At 47.2% G+C, this 20364-nt stretch carries 19 protein-coding genes and 1 tRNA gene; 17 read left to right on the plus strand and 3 right to left on the minus strand.

All coding sequences use genetic code 11. The annotated features are described in order from the left end of the window. Positions 1–88 precede the first annotated feature (88 nt). The 16 genes from gyrA to C3B51_RS21450 all read left to right on the plus strand — a co-directional run bounded on the left by gyrA (position 89) and on the right by C3B51_RS21450 (position 15194). Positions 89–2752 (plus strand): DNA topoisomerase (ATP-hydrolyzing) subunit A, encoded by a 2664-nt coding sequence (gene gyrA, locus C3B51_RS21375; protein WP_130246334.1) that lies wholly within the window; start codon positions 89–91, stop codon positions 2750–2752. Positions 2753–2899: 147 nt separating this feature from the next. After that, positions 2900–3982 carry a 3-phosphoserine/phosphohydroxythreonine transaminase gene (gene serC, locus C3B51_RS21380; RefSeq protein WP_125717589.1) on the plus strand — a complete coding sequence of 361 codons (1083 nt, stop codon included), beginning with the start codon at positions 2900–2902 and terminating at the stop codon, positions 3980–3982. Continuing rightward, the gene (gene aroA / locus C3B51_RS21385) at positions 3982–5259 is read left to right on the plus strand and encodes a 3-phosphoshikimate 1-carboxyvinyltransferase (protein WP_125717588.1); all 1278 of its coding nucleotides are present in this window, start codon (positions 3982–3984) and stop codon (positions 5257–5259) included. Before serC ends, aroA begins: the two co-directional genes overlap by 1 nt. A gap of 217 nt (positions 5260–5476) precedes the next feature. After that, on the plus strand, positions 5477–6184 hold the full coding sequence (gene cmk / locus C3B51_RS21390) for a (d)CMP kinase (RefSeq protein ID WP_125717587.1): 708 nt from the start codon (positions 5477–5479) through the stop codon (positions 6182–6184). A gap of 95 nt (positions 6185–6279) precedes the next feature. Continuing rightward, a complete protein-coding gene (gene rpsA, locus C3B51_RS21395) occupies positions 6280–7947 on the plus strand; it encodes a 30S ribosomal protein S1 (RefSeq protein ID WP_125717586.1) in 1668 nt (555 codons plus the stop codon). Between the two features lie 58 nt (positions 7948–8005). Beyond that, positions 8006–8296: an integration host factor subunit beta gene (ihfB, locus tag C3B51_RS21400; RefSeq protein WP_046004371.1), complete on the plus strand. Its 291-nt coding sequence runs from the start codon at positions 8006–8008 to the stop codon at positions 8294–8296. A gap of 15 nt (positions 8297–8311) precedes the next feature. Continuing rightward, on the plus strand, positions 8312–8578 hold the full coding sequence (locus C3B51_RS21405; protein ID WP_046004372.1) for a lipopolysaccharide assembly protein LapA domain-containing protein: 267 nt from the start codon (positions 8312–8314) through the stop codon (positions 8576–8578). Beyond that, the gene (gene lapB, locus C3B51_RS21410; protein ID WP_130246335.1) at positions 8571–9734 is read left to right on the plus strand and encodes a lipopolysaccharide assembly protein LapB; all 1164 of its coding nucleotides are present in this window, start codon (positions 8571–8573) and stop codon (positions 9732–9734) included. Before C3B51_RS21405 ends, lapB begins: the two co-directional genes overlap by 8 nt. Positions 9735–9769: 35 nt before the next feature. Continuing rightward, on the plus strand, positions 9770–10480 hold the full coding sequence (gene pyrF / locus C3B51_RS21415; protein WP_130246336.1) for an orotidine-5'-phosphate decarboxylase: 711 nt from the start codon (positions 9770–9772) through the stop codon (positions 10478–10480). Between the two features lie 355 nt (positions 10481–10835). Then, entirely contained in the window at positions 10836–11249 is a 414-nt protein-coding gene (locus tag C3B51_RS21420; RefSeq protein WP_130246337.1) for a hypothetical protein, read from the plus strand. 138 nt (positions 11250–11387) lie between these two features. Continuing rightward, entirely contained in the window at positions 11388–11825 is a 438-nt protein-coding gene (locus C3B51_RS21425; protein WP_130246338.1) for a nucleoside deaminase, read from the plus strand. A gap of 380 nt (positions 11826–12205) precedes the next feature. Beyond that, positions 12206–12418 (plus strand): hypothetical protein, encoded by a 213-nt coding sequence (locus C3B51_RS24015; RefSeq protein ID WP_240657393.1) that lies wholly within the window; start codon positions 12206–12208, stop codon positions 12416–12418. Between the two features lie 123 nt (positions 12419–12541). After that, positions 12542–12632, plus strand: a tRNA-Ser gene (locus C3B51_RS21435). A gap of 51 nt (positions 12633–12683) precedes the next feature. After that, positions 12684–13052: a hypothetical protein gene (locus C3B51_RS21440; protein WP_130246340.1), complete on the plus strand. Its 369-nt coding sequence runs from the start codon at positions 12684–12686 to the stop codon at positions 13050–13052. Positions 13053–13206: 154 nt separating this feature from the next. Further along, a complete protein-coding gene (locus tag C3B51_RS21445) occupies positions 13207–13824 on the plus strand; it encodes an FKBP-type peptidyl-prolyl cis-trans isomerase (protein WP_046004379.1) in 618 nt (205 codons plus the stop codon). 152 nt (positions 13825–13976) lie between these two features. Continuing rightward, positions 13977–15194, plus strand: coding sequence for a glycoside hydrolase family 18 protein (locus tag C3B51_RS21450; RefSeq protein WP_130246341.1), 1218 nt, complete (start codon positions 13977–13979; stop codon positions 15192–15194). A 59-nt stretch (positions 15195–15253) separates the two neighbouring features. Here the strand turns inward: C3B51_RS21450 and asnS are convergent, their stop codons facing one another. Beyond that, positions 15254–16651: an asparagine--tRNA ligase gene (gene asnS / locus C3B51_RS21455; RefSeq protein WP_054015032.1), complete on the minus strand. Its 1398-nt coding sequence runs from the start codon at positions 16649–16651 to the stop codon at positions 15254–15256. A gap of 361 nt (positions 16652–17012) precedes the next feature. Between asnS and C3B51_RS21460 the strand changes: the two genes are divergently transcribed. Continuing rightward, on the plus strand, positions 17013–17447 hold the full coding sequence (locus C3B51_RS21460) for an AAA family ATPase (protein ID WP_046004386.1): 435 nt from the start codon (positions 17013–17015) through the stop codon (positions 17445–17447). A gap of 67 nt (positions 17448–17514) precedes the next feature. Here the strand turns inward: C3B51_RS21460 and C3B51_RS21465 are convergent, their stop codons facing one another. Together C3B51_RS21465 and bioA are read right to left on the minus strand one after the other, a co-directional pair. Continuing rightward, complete coding sequence (locus tag C3B51_RS21465) at positions 17515–18852, minus strand: KamA family radical SAM protein (protein WP_125717577.1); 1338 nt, start codon at positions 18850–18852, stop codon at positions 17515–17517. A gap of 174 nt (positions 18853–19026) precedes the next feature. Then, complete coding sequence (gene bioA / locus C3B51_RS21470) at positions 19027–20316, minus strand: adenosylmethionine--8-amino-7-oxononanoate transaminase (protein WP_130246342.1); 1290 nt, start codon at positions 20314–20316, stop codon at positions 19027–19029. Positions 20317–20364 lie beyond the last annotated feature (48 nt).

Genomic DNA, 20364 nt, shown 5'->3' on the forward strand with positions numbered 1-20364 from the left:
TATCCCCAGTCGAACTAATAATAATTGAGCCTTTTGATGTCCATAGTGTGACACAAAAGGGAAAGACTCTGAAGGAAAGTGGTATTAAATGACTGATCTTGCCAATGAAATCCTCCCGGTCAATATCGAAGACGAATTGAAAAATTCCTACCTTGATTACGCGATGAGCGTTATCGTTGGACGTGCGTTACCGGACGTCCGGGATGGCCTGAAACCTGTACACCGTCGCGTGTTATTCGCAATGAACGAGTTGCGTAACGACTGGAACAAACCTTATAAAAAATCGGCCCGTGTTGTGGGCGACGTGATCGGTAAATACCACCCGCACGGTGACAGTGCGGTTTACGATACTATTGTTCGTATGGCACAACCGTTTTCACTGCGTTACATGCTGGTAGATGGCCAGGGTAACTTCGGTTCAGTCGATGGTGACTCGGCAGCGGCAATGCGTTATACCGAAGTGCGTATGGCAAAAATGTCTCACGAGCTGTTGGCGGACCTGGAAAAAGAAACCGTTGATTACGTGCCAAACTACGATGGCACAGAACAAATTCCTGATGTGTTACCAACAAAAGTACCTAACCTGTTGGTGAACGGTTCGTCTGGTATCGCGGTTGGTATGGCGACAAACATTCCGCCTCACAACCTGACTGAAGTGATCAACGGCTGCCTGGCTGTGATCCAAAACCCGGATATCACCATCGATGAGCTGATTGATTATATTCCGGGTCCGGATTTCCCGACCGCAGCTATCATTAATGGCAAAAAAGGCATCGAGCAGGCCTATAAAACCGGCCGTGGTAAAGTTTATATTCGTGCCCGCGCTGAAATCGAAACTGATGAGAAAACCGGTAAAGAAACCATCATCGTCAATGAAATCCCATACCAGGTTAACAAAGCGCGTTTGATTGAGAAAATCGCCGAGCTGGTTAAAGACAAAAAGGTAGAAGGGATCAGCGCACTGCGTGACGAATCTGACAAAGACGGTATGCGTATCGTTATTGAGATCAAACGTGGTGAAGTGGGCGAAGTTGTTCTGAACAACCTGTATGCCCAAACTCAGCTACAAACTGTGTTTGGTATCAACATGGTTGCGCTGGATAACAATCAGCCTAAGTGTTTCAACCTTAAAGAAATGCTCGAAGCCTTTATCGTTCACCGCCGTGAAGTGGTAACGCGTCGCACTGTTTATGACTTGCGTAAAGCACGTGACCGTGCGCACACGCTTGAAGGTCTGGCGATTGCGCTGGCGAATATCGACCCAATTATCGAGCTTATCCGTAAGTCACCGACACCGGCAGAAGCCAAAGCTGCACTGACAGCGCGCCCTTGGGAGCTGGGTTCAGTACGCTCTATGCTGGAGCGTGCTGGCGAAGAGAATGTGGCGCGCCCAGACTGGCTTGATGCTGAGCTGGGGATCCGTGATGGTCAGTACTACCTGTCAGAGCAACAGGCTCAGGCGATTCTTGATTTACGCTTACACAAGCTAACAGGTCTTGAGCATGAAAAGATCCTGGGCGAATATCAGGAGCTACTGGATTTAATCGCAGAGCTGTTGTTGATTTTGTCTTCACCTGATCGTCTGATGGAAGTGATCCGTGACGAGCTGGCGGAAATTAAAGAAAACTATGGCGATGAGCGTCGTACTGAGATTTCTGCAGCGGCGCACGACATTAGCCTGGAAGATCTGATCAACGAAGAAGATGTGGTCGTGACCCTGTCTCACGAAGGCTATGTGAAATATCAGCCTCTGTCTGATTACGAAGCGCAGCGCCGCGGTGGTAAAGGTAAAGCCGCAACTAAGATGAAGGATGAAGACTTCATTGAGCGTCTGCTGGTAGCCAACACCCACGATACAATTTTGTGCTTCTCGACCTCGGGTCGTCTTTACTGGTTGAAAGTGTACCAGTTGCCACTGGCTTCACGTGCCGCGCGTGGTAAGCCGATTGTTAACTTACTGCCGCTGGAAGCGGATGAGCGTATCACCACGATATTGCCGGTTAAGCAATATGAAGACGATAAATTTGTCCTGATGGCCACGGCCAATGGTGTGGTGAAGAAGACGCCATTAACTGCATACAGCCGCCAGCGTGCAAGCGGTATTATTGCCATCAACCTCAATGATGGTGATAGCCTGATCGGTGCGGATATCACAGATGGCACTAACGACATTATGCTGTTTACCGACCACGGTAAAGTTGTGCGCTTTAACGAGAAGCTGCGCGACTCCGACACTGGCGAAGTGAAGATTGACCCCCAAACGGGTGAAGAAATGCTGGCATTGCGTCCAATGGGTCGCACTGCGACCGGTGTACGCGGTATTAAGATGCCGGATGACGTTAAAGTGGTTTCACTGATTGTCCCTAAGAACGATGGTGCGATTCTGACTGTTACCGAAAATGGTTATGGTAAGCGTACGCCGCTTGAAGAGTACCCAGCTAAGAGCCGTGCAACGCAAGGGGTGGTTTCAATTAAGGTCACTGAACGTAACGGCCGTGTAGTAGGTGCTGTTCAGGTTCAGGACAACGATGAGATCATGCTGATTTCGAACCGAGGCACACTGGTACGTACCCGAGTGAACGAAGTATCGACCGTTGGGCGTAATACTCAGGGCGTTATTCTGATCAGAACGGTTGACGACGAGCAGGTAGTTGGTTTACAACGTATCGAAGAGATCGAAATCGACGACACCCTGGAAGGGGAAGCAGAGCTTGTTGAAACGCCTGACACTGATGAGCAGGCACCGGAGTAATCTGGTTCAAGACAAAAAAGCGGCTTAGGCCGCTTTTTTATTATTTCGACACACATCATTTGAGCGTATGGGCATCACACCCTGTGCGTTCACAAAAATAATTAAGCACACTGCCTGTGGCAGTATAAAAACTGGAATGAGGAAACTATGCGCGTTTATAACTTTTGTGCGGGCCCGGCGATGTTGCCACCTGCTGTTATGAAAAAAGCTCAACAAGAATTTACTAACTGGCAAAATCTGGGGGTCTCTGTGATGGAGATCAGCCACCGTTCGGCACCGTTTTTAGAACTGGCGCGTGAATGCGAAGCAAGCCTGCGTCGTCTGATGAATATTTCGGATGAATTCGAGGTGCTGTTTATGCACGGTGGTGGTCGCGGCCATTTTGCAGCGGTCCCCCTTAACCTGCACCAGGACGATGCACCTGGGGTATATATCGAAAATGGGATCTGGTCTTGTGGTGCGACCAAAGAAGGTCAAAAGTTCACTCAGGTTGAGTCTATCGATATTCGCTGTGATCAGGATGGCGTGTTCGACGTATTACCTGTTTCTCAGTGGGCACTACCTGACAACGCCGCATACATTCATTACTGCCCGAATGAAACCATCGACGGGATTGAGTTATTTGAGGTGCCAAAGCATCCGACGGCGCCAATCGTCGCGGATATGTCGTCCAACATTCTGTCACGTGAGATGAACGTAGATGATTTTGATTTGATTTACGCTGGTGCTCAGAAAAACATTGGTCCGTCGGGTTTAAGCATAGCGATTGTGCGCAAAACGCTGCTTGAGCGTAAAGGTTTACCGAGACCGGCTATTTTAGATTACGCAATCGAAGCGCAACAGCAAAGCATGTACAACACGCCACCGACGTTTGCCTGGTACCTGGCCGCCGAGGTATTCAAATACCTGGAGTCCATTGGCGGCGTTAAGGCGATGGAAGCACACAATAAAGAAAAAGCCGCGCTGCTGTACGATTACATCGATAGTTCTTCTTTCTACCTTAATAAGGTAGCCAAGCATTGTCGTTCACTGATGAATGTCCCATTTTGGTTGCACGATGAGTCTTTGAATGAGCAATTTCTGGCACAGGCGCAGGAGCATGGCCTGATAGCACTGGAAGGTCACCGTTTCGTTGGCGGTATGCGTGCGAGCATTTACAACGCGATGCCCATTGAAGGCATCAAAGCACTGATCGCATTTATGGAAAAATTTGCGCAGGAGAATAGCTAATGGAACAACTGAGGTTAAACGCCATAGAAAAAGTTAATGGCAGTGTTACCTTGCCAGGCTCAAAGAGCTTGTCAAACAGAGTGCTACTGCTGGCTGCGTTGTGTGACGGCGTTACACAAGTGAATAATCTGCTCGACAGTGATGATATTCATCACATGCTTCAGGCACTTGCACAGATGGGTGTAGAAGTAGAGCTCAATGAAGATAAAACCTCAGCTCGCGTTTATGGACAAGGCGGGCATTTCAAAACGCCTTCAGAAGCCTTATTTTTGGGCAATGCCGGTACCGCGTTCAGGCCGCTGACAGCTGTGTTAGCAGCCAGTCAGGGCCAATTTACGCTGATCGGCGAGCCACGTATGGAAGAGCGACCCATCGGCCATTTGGTGGATGCCTTACATGCGCTGGGGGCGGATATCCAATATTTGAAGAATAAAGACTACCCTCCGCTACAGATCAATGGCCATGCAATTGAAGGGGGTGAAGTTGAAATTGATGGCAGCATATCAAGTCAGTTTCTGACGGCATTACTGATGGCTGCTCCTTTGTTTGTCAAAGACACCACAATAAGGATAAAAGGGGAGCTGGTTTCAAAACCCTATATTGATATTACATTGGGCGTGATGGCACAGTTTGGTGTCACAGTCAGCCATGATAATTATCAGGTGTTTCATGTTAAAGGTCAGCAAGGTTATACCTCTCCCGGCACCATTATGGTAGAAGGGGATGCATCCTCTGCTTCTTACTTTATTGCCGCCGCTGCCATCGCAGGTGGTGAGATAGAAATCAATGGTGTTGGACGCAAGAGCGTGCAGGGTGACATTGGTTTTGCCAGGGTGATGGAGCAGGTGGGCGCTGTGATTGATTGGCATGATGAAAAGCTGGTTGTCCGCAAAGGCGAGCTGAATGGAGTCGACATTGACGCAAACGCCATACCGGATGCTGCCATGACGCTGGCAACTGTGGCTTTGTTTGCCACAGGCAAAACCGCTATTCGTAATATTTATAACTGGCGCGTTAAAGAAACCGATCGCCTGTATGCTATGGCAACTGAACTCAGGAAAGTCGGTGCTGAAGTCACTGAAGGGCACGATTTCATCGAAATCACGCCACCGGAGACGTTTAATTTGGCACAGATAGATACCTACAATGACCACCGTATCGCCATGTGTTTTTCCATGGTTGCCGTTGGTGGTGTCGATGTGATCATCAATGACCCTGGCTGTACGGCGAAAACTTTCCCGACTTATTTTGAGGTGTTATCTTCAGTAAGTCAGTAATACCTGTCCGGTTATATCTGTTGTCCTGAACACACAAGTTTAACCGGCTTTGGGCAGTCAGCTTCAATTATTGACTGCCTGCCTGGCCCCATATTCCCGCCAATGCGCTGTCGTAAATTTAAAATCAAACAAAAAGTTACATGTCAATAAGGATCTATTCAGCAAACTTGCGTATAATACCGGCGTTAATTTTTGGTGTGCATTTCGGGAGGTTTAAATGCAGGCTGTCATGCCAGTAATCACCGTGGACGGTCCAAGCGGCTCGGGTAAAGGAACGGTTTGTCGTTTGTTAGCTGAGAAGCTCGATTGGGACGTTTTGGATAGTGGCGCTATTTATCGCGTATTGTCTTTGGCCGCTATTCATCATCATATTGCACTCGATAACGAAGAGGGCTTAGTGCCGCTTGCCGCGAATTTGGACGTTCAGTTTCCAATTGATGGCGTTACAAAAAAAATTAAAGTGATCCTTGAAGGTGAAGATGTAACACATACGATCCGCAATGAAGAAGTGGGCGCAGCAGCGTCTAAAATTGCTGCGTTACCTCGGGTTCGTGAAGCGCTACTGCGTCGTCAAAGAGCGTTTCGAAGTGAGAATGGTCTGATTGCCGATGGTAGAGATATGGGGACGGTCGTTTTTCCCAAAGCGGAGTTGAAAATTTATTTAACTGCCAGCGCACAAGAGCGTGCAAAGCGTCGCTATCTGGAGTTGAAGGATAAAGGCCTGGATGTTACACTAGATGGTCTTTTAAGCGAGATTGAAGCTCGTGATGATCGCGATATGAACCGCAAAGTCGCGCCTTTGGTGCCAGCGGACGATGCTATCGTGGTCGATACAACAGAATTAAATGCAGAACAAGTGTTTACGAAAGTCATCACTTTGGTTCAAGAGGCGATTGCCGCAGGCAAGTTGCCCGCATCAAGCTAGATTTTTTACTGCGTTGGCAGGAAGCTGACGTTATATTAACCACCCCATGCAGCATGGTTGCTAATTGGAATGTTTATTTATGAGACGTATTTAGTATGTCAGAAAATTTTGCGCAGTTATTTGAAGAAAGCCTAAAGGGTTTTGAAGCAGAGCAAGGCTCTATCGTAAAAGGTACAGTTATCTCAATCGAGAACAACATCGTTCTTGTTGATGCTGGCCTTAAGTCTGAAAGTGCAATCCCTGCAGAGCAATTCAAAAATGCTGCTGGTGAACTAGAAGTTGCTGTTGGCGACGAAGTAGATGTTGCACTAGACGCTATCGAAGATGGTTTCGGTGAAACTATCCTTTCTCGTGAGAAAGCGAAGCGTCACGAAGCTTGGATCCGCCTTGAGAAAGCTTGTGAAGAACAAGAAACTGTTGTTGGTGTCATCAACGGTAAAGTTAAAGGTGGTTTCACAGTTGAAGTTGATTCAATCCGTGCATTCCTACCTGGTTCACTTGTTGACGTTCGTCCAGTACGTGACACAACACACCTTGAAGGTAAAGAGCTTGAATTCAAAGTAATCAAGCTTGACCAGAAGCGTAACAACGTTGTTGTTTCTCGTCGTGCTGTTATCGAGTCTGAAAACTCACAAGAGCGTGAAGAGCTGCTGGCTAACCTTGTTGAAGGTCAAGAAGTTAAAGGTATCGTTAAGAACCTGACAGACTACGGTGCGTTCGTAGATCTGGGCGGTGTTGACGGCCTACTTCACATCACTGACATGGCTTGGAAGCGCGTTAAGCACCCAAGCGAAATCGTAAATGTTGGTGACGAGATCGCAGTTAAAGTACTTAAGTTCGACAAAGAGAAGACACGTGTTTCTCTAGGTCTTAAGCAACTTGGCGAAGATCCTTGGGCAGCTATCGCTGGTCGTTACCCAGAAGGCGCTAAGCTAACTGGTCGTGTTACTAACCTAACTGACTACGGTTGTTTCGTTGAAATCGAAGAAGGCGTAGAAGGTCTGGTACACGTATCTGAAATGGACTGGACTAACAAGAACATCCACCCTTCAAAAGTTGTTTCACTAGGTGACACTGTTGAAGTTATGGTTCTTGAAATCGACGAAGAGCGTCGTCGTATTTCTCTTGGTCTTAAGCAGTGTAAAGCTAACCCTTGGCAGGAATTTGCTCGTCTACAGAACAAAGGCGATCAAGTTACTGGTAAGATCAAGTCTATCACTGATTTCGGTATCTTCATCGGTCTTGACGGTGGTATCGACGGTCTTGTACACCTGTCTGACATTTCTTGGAACACGCCTGGCGAAGAAGCTGTACGTGAATACAAGAAAGGCGACGAGATCTCTGCAATCGTTCTTCAGGTTGACCCAGAGCGTGAGCGTATCTCACTAGGCGTTAAGCAAATCGAAGCTGATCCTTTCAATAACTACCTAGACGCAAACAAAAAAGGTGCTATTGTTAAAGGTAAAGTGACAGACGTTGACGCGAAAGGCGCAACTGTTGAGCTTATCGAAGGCGTTGAAGGCTACATCCGTGTTGCTGACATCGCACAAGAGCGCATCGAAGACGCAACTAGCGTTGTTTCTGCAGGCGACGAAATTGAAGCTAAATTTGTAGGTGTTGATCGTAAGAACCGTACTATCAGCCTATCTGTTAAAGCTATCTTCGAAGCTGAAGAGAAAGAAGCGCTTGAGAAGCTGAAGAAAGAAGAGCCAGCATTTGAAAATGCAATGGCTGCGGCTTTCAAAAACGCTCAAAAAGACTAATATTCAGTCTTGAATAGAAGGGCACTTTTGCCCTTCTTTTTTATCTAAAGGAAACGCTATGACAAAGTCAGAACTAATCGAAAAACTTGCTGAGCAACATATTCACGTTCCAGTCAAAGACGTTGAAAATGCGGTAAAAGAGATTTTAGAGCAAATGGCAGGGTCACTTTCAAGCTCGGATCGCATCGAAATCCGCGGCTTTGGCAGCTTTTCACTCCACTATCGTTCACCCCGTACGGGCCGTAACCCTAAAACTGGTGAAACGGTTGAGCTGGATGGAAAGTACGTACCTCATTTTAAGCCTGGTAAAGAGCTTCGCGATCGCGTCAATGCCAGTCTAGAAAGCTGATTATAGAGGTAAAGCTTGATCCAGGTAGTTAGAAAAGGACTCTTTTTGATACTGGTGGTAATCGCTTTTGTGCTGGGAACACAAAACCCAGCGTTGGTAAAAGTCGACTATATCATTGCCAGTTCAGAAGTGCCGTTGGCCAGCTTAATGAGCCTATGTGTGGTATTTGGTTTGGTATTAGGGTTGTTGTTGGGCATTGGCAAAATAACGCAGTTAAAAAGGCAAATTCGCCAGCAGCAGAGAGTTAATCAATCGACACAGCGCACAGCCGTAAATGATTGAACTACTTTTCCTATTGCTTCCAGTCGCAGCCGCCTATGGCTATGTTATGGGAAAAAATAGCGCCAAGAATCAAGCCCATGAACAAAACCGAAAAATTACCTCGGAGTACAGCAAAGGATTAAAGTTTCTTTTAGATAGAGAAGAAGATCAGGGCCTTGAGCACCTGATAAAATTATTAGAGGTTAGTGCTGATTCTGTCGAGCACTACCTCATACTCGCCACCTTATTCCGCAAAAGAGGTGAGCTCGACCGAGCCATCCGTATTCATGAATTACTTCTAAAACAGCCCAGCCTGGACATTCAGGTCATTCAGTCTTGTAAACTGGCACTCGCAGAAGATTACATTATGGCTGGTTTACTAGACAGCGCTGAAGAACACCTGGTCGAGCTGGTTAAGGCTGACTATGAAGAGGCCTTGATCCCTATTATTCAGCTGTATTCGCAAACCCGGGAGTGGCAAAAAGGCGTGAGCATGTACGAAAGCCACGCAGAACTCTTTACCGAACAAGTTTACTGCGCCGCCATTGCTAATTTTTACTGTGAAGCCGCGCTGGAGTATCAGGCTTCAGAAAATCAAAGTACAGATCATTTCACCGATTACCTAGAGCGTGCGCTTAAGCTGCCCAAAACGACGATCAGGCCCCTCTATGAATTAGGGCATGATGCGCTTGGTAAAGAAGATAACGTGAAAGCCATTTATTACTGGCGTAAATTGGTATCTCAGTTTCCGTGTGCCATCCCGCTTGTACTGCAAGATCTGCAGGTGTGTTACCAGCGCCTTAATATCGAGCATGAGTTTCATGCGCTGGTCAATGACTTGCTAAAAACCAGTGGTGTACTGGTAAAAATAAAACACTGCGAGGGGCTGGTTGAAGCGGGGCATACTCAGCAGGCGGTTGCTTACCTTACTGACAGCCTGAAACGTGAGCCTTCTATTCGGGGATTCAGTTTTCTGCTCAAGCTACTGGCCACTAAGCAGGATAAGTTTCAGTCCGTATTAAATGAAGTAGACAACCTGGTATCTGCTTATGTTGCAACTAAGCCAGATTACCAGTGTCGAAATTGTGGCTTTACCAGCCACAAACTCTATTGGTTATGTCCCTCCTGTAAGTCTTGGGAATCAATTTTGCCAAGTCAGGGTGTGGACGGGTATTAAAATATCGACATTTTACAAGGCGAAATAGGTCAACTATGTCAAACACTGAAATAAAAAAGGTGCTAATCGCACTGGATTACGACAATGAAGCTGCTGCGCTGGCGTTTGTATCCCAGCTTTCTCCGAATGAATGTCGACTCAAGGTCGGAAAGGAAATGTTCACCTACTTTGGCCCTCAGTTTGTCTCTAAGCTGATTGATAAAGGGTTTGATGTATTCCTAGATTTAAAGTTTCACGACATTCCAAACACAGTTGCAAAGGCAGTCACAGCTGCGGCTGAGTTGGGTGTATGGATGGTCAACGTGCACGCCAGTGGCGGCACTGAGATGATGAGCAAAGCTAAGCAGGCACTTGAAGCGTACGGTGATAAAGCTCCGTTGTTGATTGCGGTTACAGTTTTGACCAGTATGGATCAGGCACAGCTCAGCAAGCTGGGCGTAGACAAAACACCGCAAGAACAGGTGCTTTACTTAGCAAAGCTGGCAAAAGAGTCCGGGCTGGATGGTGTTGTATGCTCTGCTCAGGAAGCACAATACCTTAAAGCTGAGTTAGGCGACGACTTTTGTTTGGTCACACCGGGGATCCGTCCTGCCGGGAGTGATGCCGGAGATCAGAAGCGTATCATGACGCCAGAGCTGGCAATAAAGTCGGGTAGTGACTATCTGGTAGTTGGCAGACCTATCACTCAGGCTGTCGATCCTGTTCAGGCCCTGAGCGCCATCAACGAGTCAATTAAAGGTCTTTAAACCTAAACCGAACACCACTTTTCAGACCGGCTAACTTCAGGTAGCTGGTCTTGTTGTGCTAACCCATTGGGTTAGGGCGACTATCGCACTTCCTATCTTATATTAATATCACTTAATATCACTTCAATTTATATGTCGATGCTTCAGCGATAGCAAGGCGCCTGAGCGGTGTTATTGAGTATATGTTATCGCTTCTAAAGCACGCGCTGAATAGGCAAATTGCTATCAACCCTGAGCCCACATTGAGCTGGTTATTCAATAAAGATTAGAAAAAACGACCCAATATCTATTAGCCTGCTACACTAATATTGTTACAGGAAGTTTATATTATTGTTATTTCAATCAAGGAGCAGATATGGACCAACAACAAGTGGCCAGCATAGTGCATGGCCTGGCTAATGGCATTGACCCCATCACTGGAGAGATCCTGCCCGCACACTCGCCCTATAACCACCCTGATGTGATCAGGGCGCTTTTCCAGTCGTTACAGTGGCAGCCGAAAGCGAAAAAAGTAAAGAAAACCCAGGCGCAAAAGCAGCAGGAAAATCTCGAGAAAGGATTGCCTAAAAATTATGGTTTACCCTGGTCGGACACAGATATAGCGCAGGTTATAGAACTGTATAAAGGCAATACAGAGATTGACAGGATAGCAGGGGAGCTCGCTCGAAAGCCCGGTTCAATTATTGCCGTTTTAAACAAGCAAGGGGTCATCGACGATATACAGGCCCAGCAACTTAACCAGCAGTACAGATATCAGGCGCAGCGCTGAGCCATTAATTTACTGCCGTTAGCAGCATATTCGCCCTAATTAGATTATTCTTATTTTGTCCTCAATTGCGTGCTAGTTTGAACGCGATTGAGGATACAGGGTCTTCAATATGCAGTAATCAATATCAGGAGTGCAACCATGGATAAGTTTTTAACCGCGGCGATCGACGAAGCGAAAAAGGGGCTTGATGAAGGCGGGATCCCGATTGGATCTGTACTGGTCCACAAAGGAGAAATAATCGGCCGTGGGCATAACCAGAGAGTTCAGAAAGGCAGCACAGTGCTACATGGTGAAATGGATGCTTTGGAAAATGCAGGCCGTTTGAGTGCTGCGGTATATAAAGAGTGTATATTATATACCACATTGTCGCCTTGCCCAATGTGCTCAGGAACTGTCATGCTTTACGGTATACCGAAAGTAGTGATAGGGGAAAACAAAAACTTTATGGGCAATGAAGCGTTACTTCGTGAACATGGCGTAGAGTTAGATGTCCGCCAGGATCCTGAGTGCATCACGATGATGGATGAGTTTATCAAATCTCGCCCCGATCTGTGGAATGAGGACATTGGCGAGTAGGCTTGTACATACCTCTATTGTTTTGCCCTCAAGGGGTAGCCATTATTGTTGAGCTGAGCTGAGCTGAGCTGAGCTGAGATGTCGACGGCTATAACTTGGTGCTCAGTAATTAAAATAGGAACTTGGCCCTGGAATTATTCGCTCTACGGTTGTTTTGTGACCTGATTGTTTGTTAGGCTAAAGCTTAGCAGTCTCGGAACACAATTATAAGAAGAATAGTCATGGGCAATCTATTTTTAAAAGAGCGGGAGAATTGGTGGACCTGGATTGTCTGGGGTGTATTAGGATGTATTTCAACGGGTGTTATACTGTCGCATATCAGTGAGGCTTGGTTAGCACTCGTATCACCAGCGTGTTTCTTACTCGTGTTAACTAGCTGGATGAATTACAGTCGACGGTTTGATTTTAGCCGGGCGTTTAAAGTACTCAGTTGCGTTGCCGTCATGTCTGTTATCCCAGTATTGTTAGAGCATCTTTACCCAGCGATGGACCCTAAGCAGGGGATCATTGATATGGCGTTGGTGGTTGTGGTGTGCATCGTGCTGAGCATCATTGGAGCCTGGGTTGCAAGAAGACCCAAACAGTATTACTAGTGTTGCGCTAATATGTGAGCACAGAGTCGTTTAAAGTTTGTCCACTCAGGTAAAGAGTTTTGCAAAAAACTGAATTAGGGCTTTACTTTCTTTCCTCGTCACCATAAAATGCGCGCCAACAACGGAGAGATGGCTGAGTGGTTGAAAGCACCGGTCTTGAAAACCGGCATACGTTAATAGCGTATCTAGGGTTCAAATCCCTATCTCTCCGCCACCTCATTCCCAAAACCGCCTATACGGCGGTTTTTTTCGTTCGGAGGCAGTGATGACTAAGCAAGTTGTTATTCATAGTTCGTTATGGGTGATTTTCAGTTTCTTTTATTTGAGTGGCCTGCAAGCTGCTTTGGTATTGGCAATTGACGGGCAGGCGTATCCCAGTATCGGTATCACCTTGCTCTACACTTTCATATTCAACTTGCTTGTCGGACACATCATCACTAAGTACGAAAAGCTATTTCCTATGGTAGCCAGTGTTGTCATTGCTATGTTTGGCGTCGTTGGCTTCGGCTGTTATTTTACTGAGCGCCTGGCAGGGTACAGTAACGAATTAATCATAGGTTTGACGCTCAGTTTGCCGTTTGCCACTTTCATCGTCAGAGAGTTCAAACAGAAAAGTTACAGCAAAACGCAATAGGCGCAAGCCACTCACAAGATTCGCGGGCAGCCAGGCTGCCTGCACACTTCCGCCAAACCTGCTGTTTCTATAAAGTTATCCGCCTCCCTGTTAGTCATCTGTGTGCTGTGATACACTGCCGCTTCTTTTAAACTGATAAATAAGTGGATCTAATATGTCAGATTTATTCAACACAGATGCTGAAAAGGCAAGTTATGGTATTGGTTTGCAAATGGGTGAGCAGCTTAAGTCTAACCCGTTTGAAGGTTTGAACCTGAACTCGGTATTTGAAGGTATGAAAGATGCCTACGCCGGTGAAGCATTCCGTGTCGAGATCCCTGAGATCCAGGCTGCATTCGAAAAAATCAATGCAGAAATTCAACAGCGTCGTGAAGAAGAAGCTAAAGTACTGGCTGCTGAAGGCACTGCATTCCTGGAAGAAAATGCCAAGCGCGCTGAAATCACAGTAACTGAGTCTGGTCTGCAGTACGAAGTGATCGAAACAGGTGAAGGCGACAAACCTGCAGCAGATTCAACTGTTCGTGTTCATTACCACGGTACTCTGATCAACGGTAACGTATTCGACAGCTCTTACGAGCGTGGTCAGCCTGCCGAATTCCCAGTAAATGGCGTTATCAAAGGCTGGACTGAAGCACTACAGCTTATGCCAGCTGGCTCTAAATGGCGTCTGTATGTACCACATGACCTTGCCTACGGTGAGCGTGGTGCTGGTGCATCAATCGCACCTTTCTCAACATTGATCTTCGATGTTGAGCTGTTAGAAGTACTATAATCTAACACCAGAGGCCGTTTAACGTAAGCGGCCTTTACTTTTATCCCTTCAGTGCTTCGCTATTCTTCTCCATTATTATAAATCTTCAATTTTAAATTTTTTGTTAACGTGATATTTGTTGTGTTTAATATTTATACAACATGGAGCGCGTTATGTTTAAGAAAATCTGTCTTACTTTAGCGGTGGCTATATCCGGCCTGTCAATGCAGTCTGCGTGGGCACAAGAGGCTTTCTGTCCACGAGTTGAAGGCTTTTATTCTACCTGGGATCACCCCGCGGGTGGTCAACTGGATGTTCAGGAGCTGGCTACCGATAAACTCACACATATTATTGTGGCATTCGCCTATCCTAATGCTGATGGCACCCTAAACACGCTTGAAGCTGATCGCTATATTGATGACATTGTAGCACACGCCCATGCCAATAACACAGGCGTCATGATCTCAGTAGGCGGTGCCAGCGTCGACTTTCTGTCTATGGATGAGCAGGCACGGGCCAACCTGGTAAAAAGCCTGGTTGCTTATGCAGAGCTACACAAGTTAGACGGTATTGATGTCGACTGGGAAGACTGGAGCACATACAACCAGCCAAACCCTGTTGAGAGTGGCTACCTATTGGATCTGGTTAAAGACTTGAGAGCTGCATTACCTGCGTACCTGGAGGTGAGTGTTGATGTCCAGGCCGGTGGCTGGTCGGGGATCAATTTCCATCCAGACTTAGATGAGCATGCCGATTACATACGCTTCATGGCTTATGACTATACCGGTGGCTGGGGTGGCTCACCGAAAAACCATCATGCCGCCTGGTCTTACATCCACGATGGCTTGGTTAATCCCGCCCAATGGAGCCAGAGCATGATCACTAAGTATGACGTGAGCAAAACCAGCTTAGGTATTCCTTTTTACAATAAGTCCTTCCCAGACGGGGTGAGTGGTCCTGTTATGACTTATACGGCGCGAGACATTGTCGAAACCTTTGTTGACGGACTCGGCGTAGATTACAACGCGGGTTATTATGAGCTGGATAACTACCTGCATTTTTGGGAGACTCCGGAGCTGGTGCGTACCAAGTCACAGTTTGTTGCCGACAATGGTTATCCGGGCATTTTTATCTGGGAGCTGCATCAGGATGCGCGCGGTGAGAATAAGTTGCTGGATGCCATTGGGGAAGTTCTACCTAAATGCCAGCCTTGCGCCGAGTCCTGGCAAGCTTACCCGAGTGTGTATCACACAGGGGACGTCGTGAGCTTTGCTGGAAAAAACTGGCGGGTTAATGGGGGGCCTTTGCATGGGGTTGCACCTATGACCGCAGGGCATGCGCACAGATACACCGAATTGGGCGCGTGCCAGAATTACGTCGCTGATCAATAAGCCTGCCAGGCATAAAAAAAGCCCCAAAACGGGGCTTTTCAAAACTAAACTATATTAGATTAGTAAGTTGCACTACCTTTGGTGCGCGGGAAGGCGATAACGTCACGGACGTTGCCCATACCGGTTACATAAGCAACCAGGCGCTCAAAGCCCAGACCGAAGCCTGAGTGTGGCACTGTGCCGTATTTACGCAGGTCGCGGTACCAGCTGTAGTCTTCTTTATCCAGCCCCATTTCTTCCAGACGCTTATCAAGCACATCCAGACGCTCTTCACGCTGAGAGCCACCGATGATCTCACCAATGCCCGGTGCAACAACGTCCATTGCGGCAACGGTTTTACCGTCTTCGTTCTGGCGCATGTAGAAAGCTTTGATGTCACGCGGGTAGTTTTTGATAACAACCGGCGCATTAAAGTGCTCTTCTGCCAGGTAACGCTCGTGCTCTGATTGCAGATCTACGCCCCAGTCAACCGGGAATTCAAACTTCTTACCACAGTTTTTCAGGATCTCGATCGCATCGGTATAATCAACCTGTGCGAAGTCTTTGTCGATAAAGGACTCAAGACGTGTGATTGCCTGTTTTTCGATGCGTTGTGCAAAGAACTCCATGTCGTCACGGCGCTCTTCCAATACAGCTTTAAAGGCATATTTCAGCATGTCTTCGGCAAGGGCCGCAATATCGTCCAGATCAGCAAACGCAACTTCCGGCTCAACCATCCAGAACTCCGCTAGGTGACGCGAGGTATTCGAGTTTTCAGCGCGGAATGTTGGGCCAAACGTATAGATTTTTGACATGGCGCTGGCATACGTTTCGCCGTTCAGCTGACCAGATACGGTCAGAAAAGCTTCTTTGCCAAAAAAGTCTTCGCTGTAATCAATGTCGCCCTTGTCTGTGCGCGGCAGGTTTTGCATATCTAATGTAGAAACACGAAACATTTCGCCCGCACCTTCACAGTCACTTGCTGTGATGATAGGGGTGCTGATCCACATATAGCCTCTTTCGTGGAAGAAACGGTGGATAGCTTGCGACAAACAGTTACGAACGCGAGTAACCGCGCCAATAACGTTCGTGCGTGGACGCAGGTGTGCATGCTCACGCAGATATTCGATGCTGTGACGCTTTGCTGCCATCGGGTAGGTATCCGGATTCTCAACCCAGCCCAGTACTTCTACTTTGTTAGCCTGAATTTCAAAAGCCTGGCCCTGACCTTCAGAGGCTACCAGAACACCAGTCACGGCCACAGAGCAGCCAGCGGTAAGACGAGTCACTTCTTCATAATTATTAAGCGAATTAGGGACTACGGCTTGAATAGGATCGAAACAAGAACCGTCATGGACGGCTAGGAATGAAATACCCGCTTTTGAATCGCGTCGTGTACGGATCCAGCCTTTTACAGTAACCTGGCTGTCTACCGCAACGGTGCCTGCTAGTAGCTCCGTTATCGCTGTGTGGCTCATCTTTACTCCAAAATGATTATTTATAATTAGTCTGTTGCGTGTGTTGTTTAACTCACTGCCATGACCACGCTTTTTGCGCAGTCAGCTATGTCGTATCTTACCTGCGATAGACGCATAAAAAAACCATCAAATGCGGGTGCAGGGTAATTTCTTTGGGCTTTTTTGCACTTGGCCGCGGTCAGTGCAAAACTATTGACTGATATTTGCCCAATATGACGTTATGTTGTGGAAAAGTGCGACCAGGTTGAAGGGCAGGCACTAAAAAAGCGCGCCCATTTGCCTGATGAATTACTTAAATGCAAAATTTATGGCATTATATCTGCCTACTACTAAGAAAAACTGGATATAAGTCGTTCAATAGATGAAACAGGCATTTATATTACGGGGATTACCTGGCTCTGGGAAAACACATTACGCTTACGCACTGGCAGACGAGCTGGTCGCAGGTGACGAAACGCAATTCATCATTTGCTCTACCGATGATTACTTTCATAATGAGCAGGGCGAATATCATTTTGAAAAGTTCAGACTGCCGGAATACCATAATCTGAACCTGGCACGCTTTATCAATGCGCTGGCTGAGGGGATCCCGCTGGTGATAGCTGATAACACCAATATCAAGCGCTGGGAGTTTGTTGCATACACCAGTGCAGCACAGGCGATGGGGTATCAGGTCAAAGAAGTGATAGTCGGCGAAGTGAAAGATAAGTCAATGCAGCACTTATATGCCAAACGTAACACGCATGGTGTGGCACTGAGAACCATCAGTAAAATGGCCTATATGTTTGAGTGGTAGTTGCAATAAGCGATTATCTGAAAAGAAAAAGCCGACAATGTTGTCGGCTTTCTTGTAACTTGAACCTTTACATGGCTTCGTATTCGTCCTGCCAGAAGAATTTTTCCTCGCCAAATGCTGGCTTAAGGCCATCCAGCCAGGTCGCTTCTTCATCATATTTGGCAAAGAAAGGTCTTTGCACCCAATCCGGGTTACGGGCCTGAATAAAGCGTAATACAAACACTTTTTCGCCGTTGATTTCTGTCACACCAGAGACTTCAACCTTACCCGGTCCGGCACTCATGGAAGGTCCACGTACTGTGCGGCTCACACCCGATACCTCTTTATAGGCATCGCGAAAGATTTCCCAGGTCTTGTAAAGCGGCAATTCAAAGTAACGCTTTGCACCTGTATCACGCTCAATGAACATGTAATAAGGGATCATGCCCATTTGTGTTTGCTCTTTCCACATCTCAGACCACATTTTAGGGTCGGTGTTGAGGTGGTTAAGCAAAGGCGCCTGAGTACGGATCTGTACACCAGTCTTGCGCAGCAATTTAATCGCTTCTTTGGCAATGTCAGTGCGTAGCTCTTGCTTGTGATTAACGTGCGCCATAATAGACACGTGCTTACCGGCGTCGACCAGCTCTTTTAGCAGGGCTAACAAGTCTTGCGCATCCGGATCGGTCACATAACGGAATGGCCAGAAAGTCAGAGACTTAGTACCGATACGAATAGTACGAATATGATCAAAGCGCGGCTCTTTCAGTGCTTCCAGGTATTTACGTAGCTTAACAGTACGCATAACCATAGGATCACCGCCTGTCATAAGCAGATCGGTCACTTCTGTGTGCTCTTCCAGATAGCTGTGTAGCAGATCTTCATCATTGTTGTTAAAGCGGGTTGCTTTACCAACGAATTGAGCCCAGCGGAAACAGAAAGTACAGTAAGAGTGACAGTACTGGCCCTGTGCCGGGAAGAACAGCACGGTTTCTTTGTATTTGTGCTGAATACCTTCAACGCGCTCACCGTCAAAGGTGGGGACGTTTTTGTCCATCTGACCGGCTGGATGCGGATTAAGCTTTTGTCTTAGCTTTGTCGATAGCTCAAAAACTTCTTCTGGCGTGTGCTCACGTTTAAGCAGTGCGGCCATTTCTTCGTACGACTCATCGTCCAGCATGCCACGCTGTGGGAAAGTAAGCTGAAAAACGGGGTCGTTAGGTACTTTGTCCCAGTCAATCAGTTCATCAATAACATAGTTGTTCACGCGGAAAGGGAAAACGTTTGCAACCACCTTCATCTGAAAGCGCAGGTGCTCAGGCAGTTTTTCAAGTTGCTCAATTTTATCAATCTGACGGTGTTGATAAACAGTAAAGCGCGGTGGCTGATAAGCTTCAGCTGGCTGCAATTTGACGGTTTGTTGCATAGTTACTCGATTCTCAACTCTATTTCGAAATTTACAATCAAAGTCGCCTAGTCTAACAAAGCCGTGAAATGATTTCAGGTACAAACGATGAAATATCTTAAATAATTGCAAAATTGGCAAAAAAAGTGCCAATTTTGCTTTTATTGTCGCACTTTTTAGTTGTGCTGAGTGAAACTAGTACGCGTTCTGTGCGATGGCGTCATAAATCCCATCAGCCAGTTGCGCGATATCTTCATCCGGTGTGATATATGGGGGCATCAGATAGATCAGCCTGCCAAACGGGCGGATCCACAAGCCTTTTTCAATAAAAAAGCGCTGTATCTTTGCCACATCTATGGTGCGGTTTACTTCAACCACCCCGATTGCGCCCAGCACTCTGACATCCTGCACCGCGTCCAGTGCTCTACAACGCTCGAGCAACGTTAAACTGTTTGCCAGGCGTTGGACCTGCTCTTGCCAGGCATTCGTTTGCAACAGGGTCAGGCTTGCATTCGCAGCAGCGCAGGCCAGCGGGTTACCCATAAAGGTAGGGCCATGCATCAGTACTTTGGCTTCGCCCTGACTGATCCCAATGGCTATCTCATCTGTGGTGAGCGTTGCCGAGAGTGTCATGGTGCCACCGGTCAGGGCTTTACCCAGGCACAGAATATCCGGGCTAATGTCGGCGTGCTCACAGGCAAATAATTTTCCGGTACGGCCAAAGCCGGTCGCTATCTCATCGAGGATCAGCAAAACATCATATTGGTCGCACAGTGTGCGGAGTTTTTTCAGGTAATTTGGGTGATAGAAGTTCATCCCGCCGGCGTTTTGCACTATGGGTTCAATGATAAACGCGGCAACTTCCTGATGATGGGCTGCAAATGACGCTTCAAGTTGCGCAAGCTCTTGTTCACATGCCTGCTCATGGAAGTGCCCGGATGGGGCTGGCACAAAAATATGCTCCGGCAGAAAGCCCTGATACATGCTATGCATAGAATTCACCGGATCGCACACACTCATGGCGGCAAAGGTGTCGCCATGATAGCCTTTTTGCGCTGTCATCAGTTTCGTTTTGCGTGTATGACCCTGGCTTAGCCAGTACTGCAGAGCCATTTTAATCGCTACTTCAACGCTAACCGAACCGCTGTCTGCCAGAAACACTTTATTGAGGGGAGCCGGGGTCATGGCAACCAACTTTTTACACAACTCAACCGCTGGTGCATGGGTCAGTCCGCCAAACATTACATGACTCATCTTGCCTGCTTGCTCAGTAATTGCAGTGACAATGTCGGGGTGGTTATAGCCATGAATGGCGCTCCACCAGGATGCCATACCATCAATTAATTCTTCGCCCGTTTCCAGGTGGATACGGTTGTCCTGGGTATGGCTTGCCGGGTAAACGGGCAGGGGATCCAGCATGGAGGTATAGGGGTGCCAGATATGCGCTTTATCAAAGGCTAAATCAATTGCGTTATTATTGCTCACTTGTAAACCTTGCTTAAGTGGTCCGTGTTGACAATGGTAAAGCAAGAA

Source organism: Pseudoalteromonas rubra (assembly GCF_004212645.1).
GTDB lineage: Bacteria > Pseudomonadota > Gammaproteobacteria > Enterobacterales > Alteromonadaceae > Pseudoalteromonas > Pseudoalteromonas rubra_G.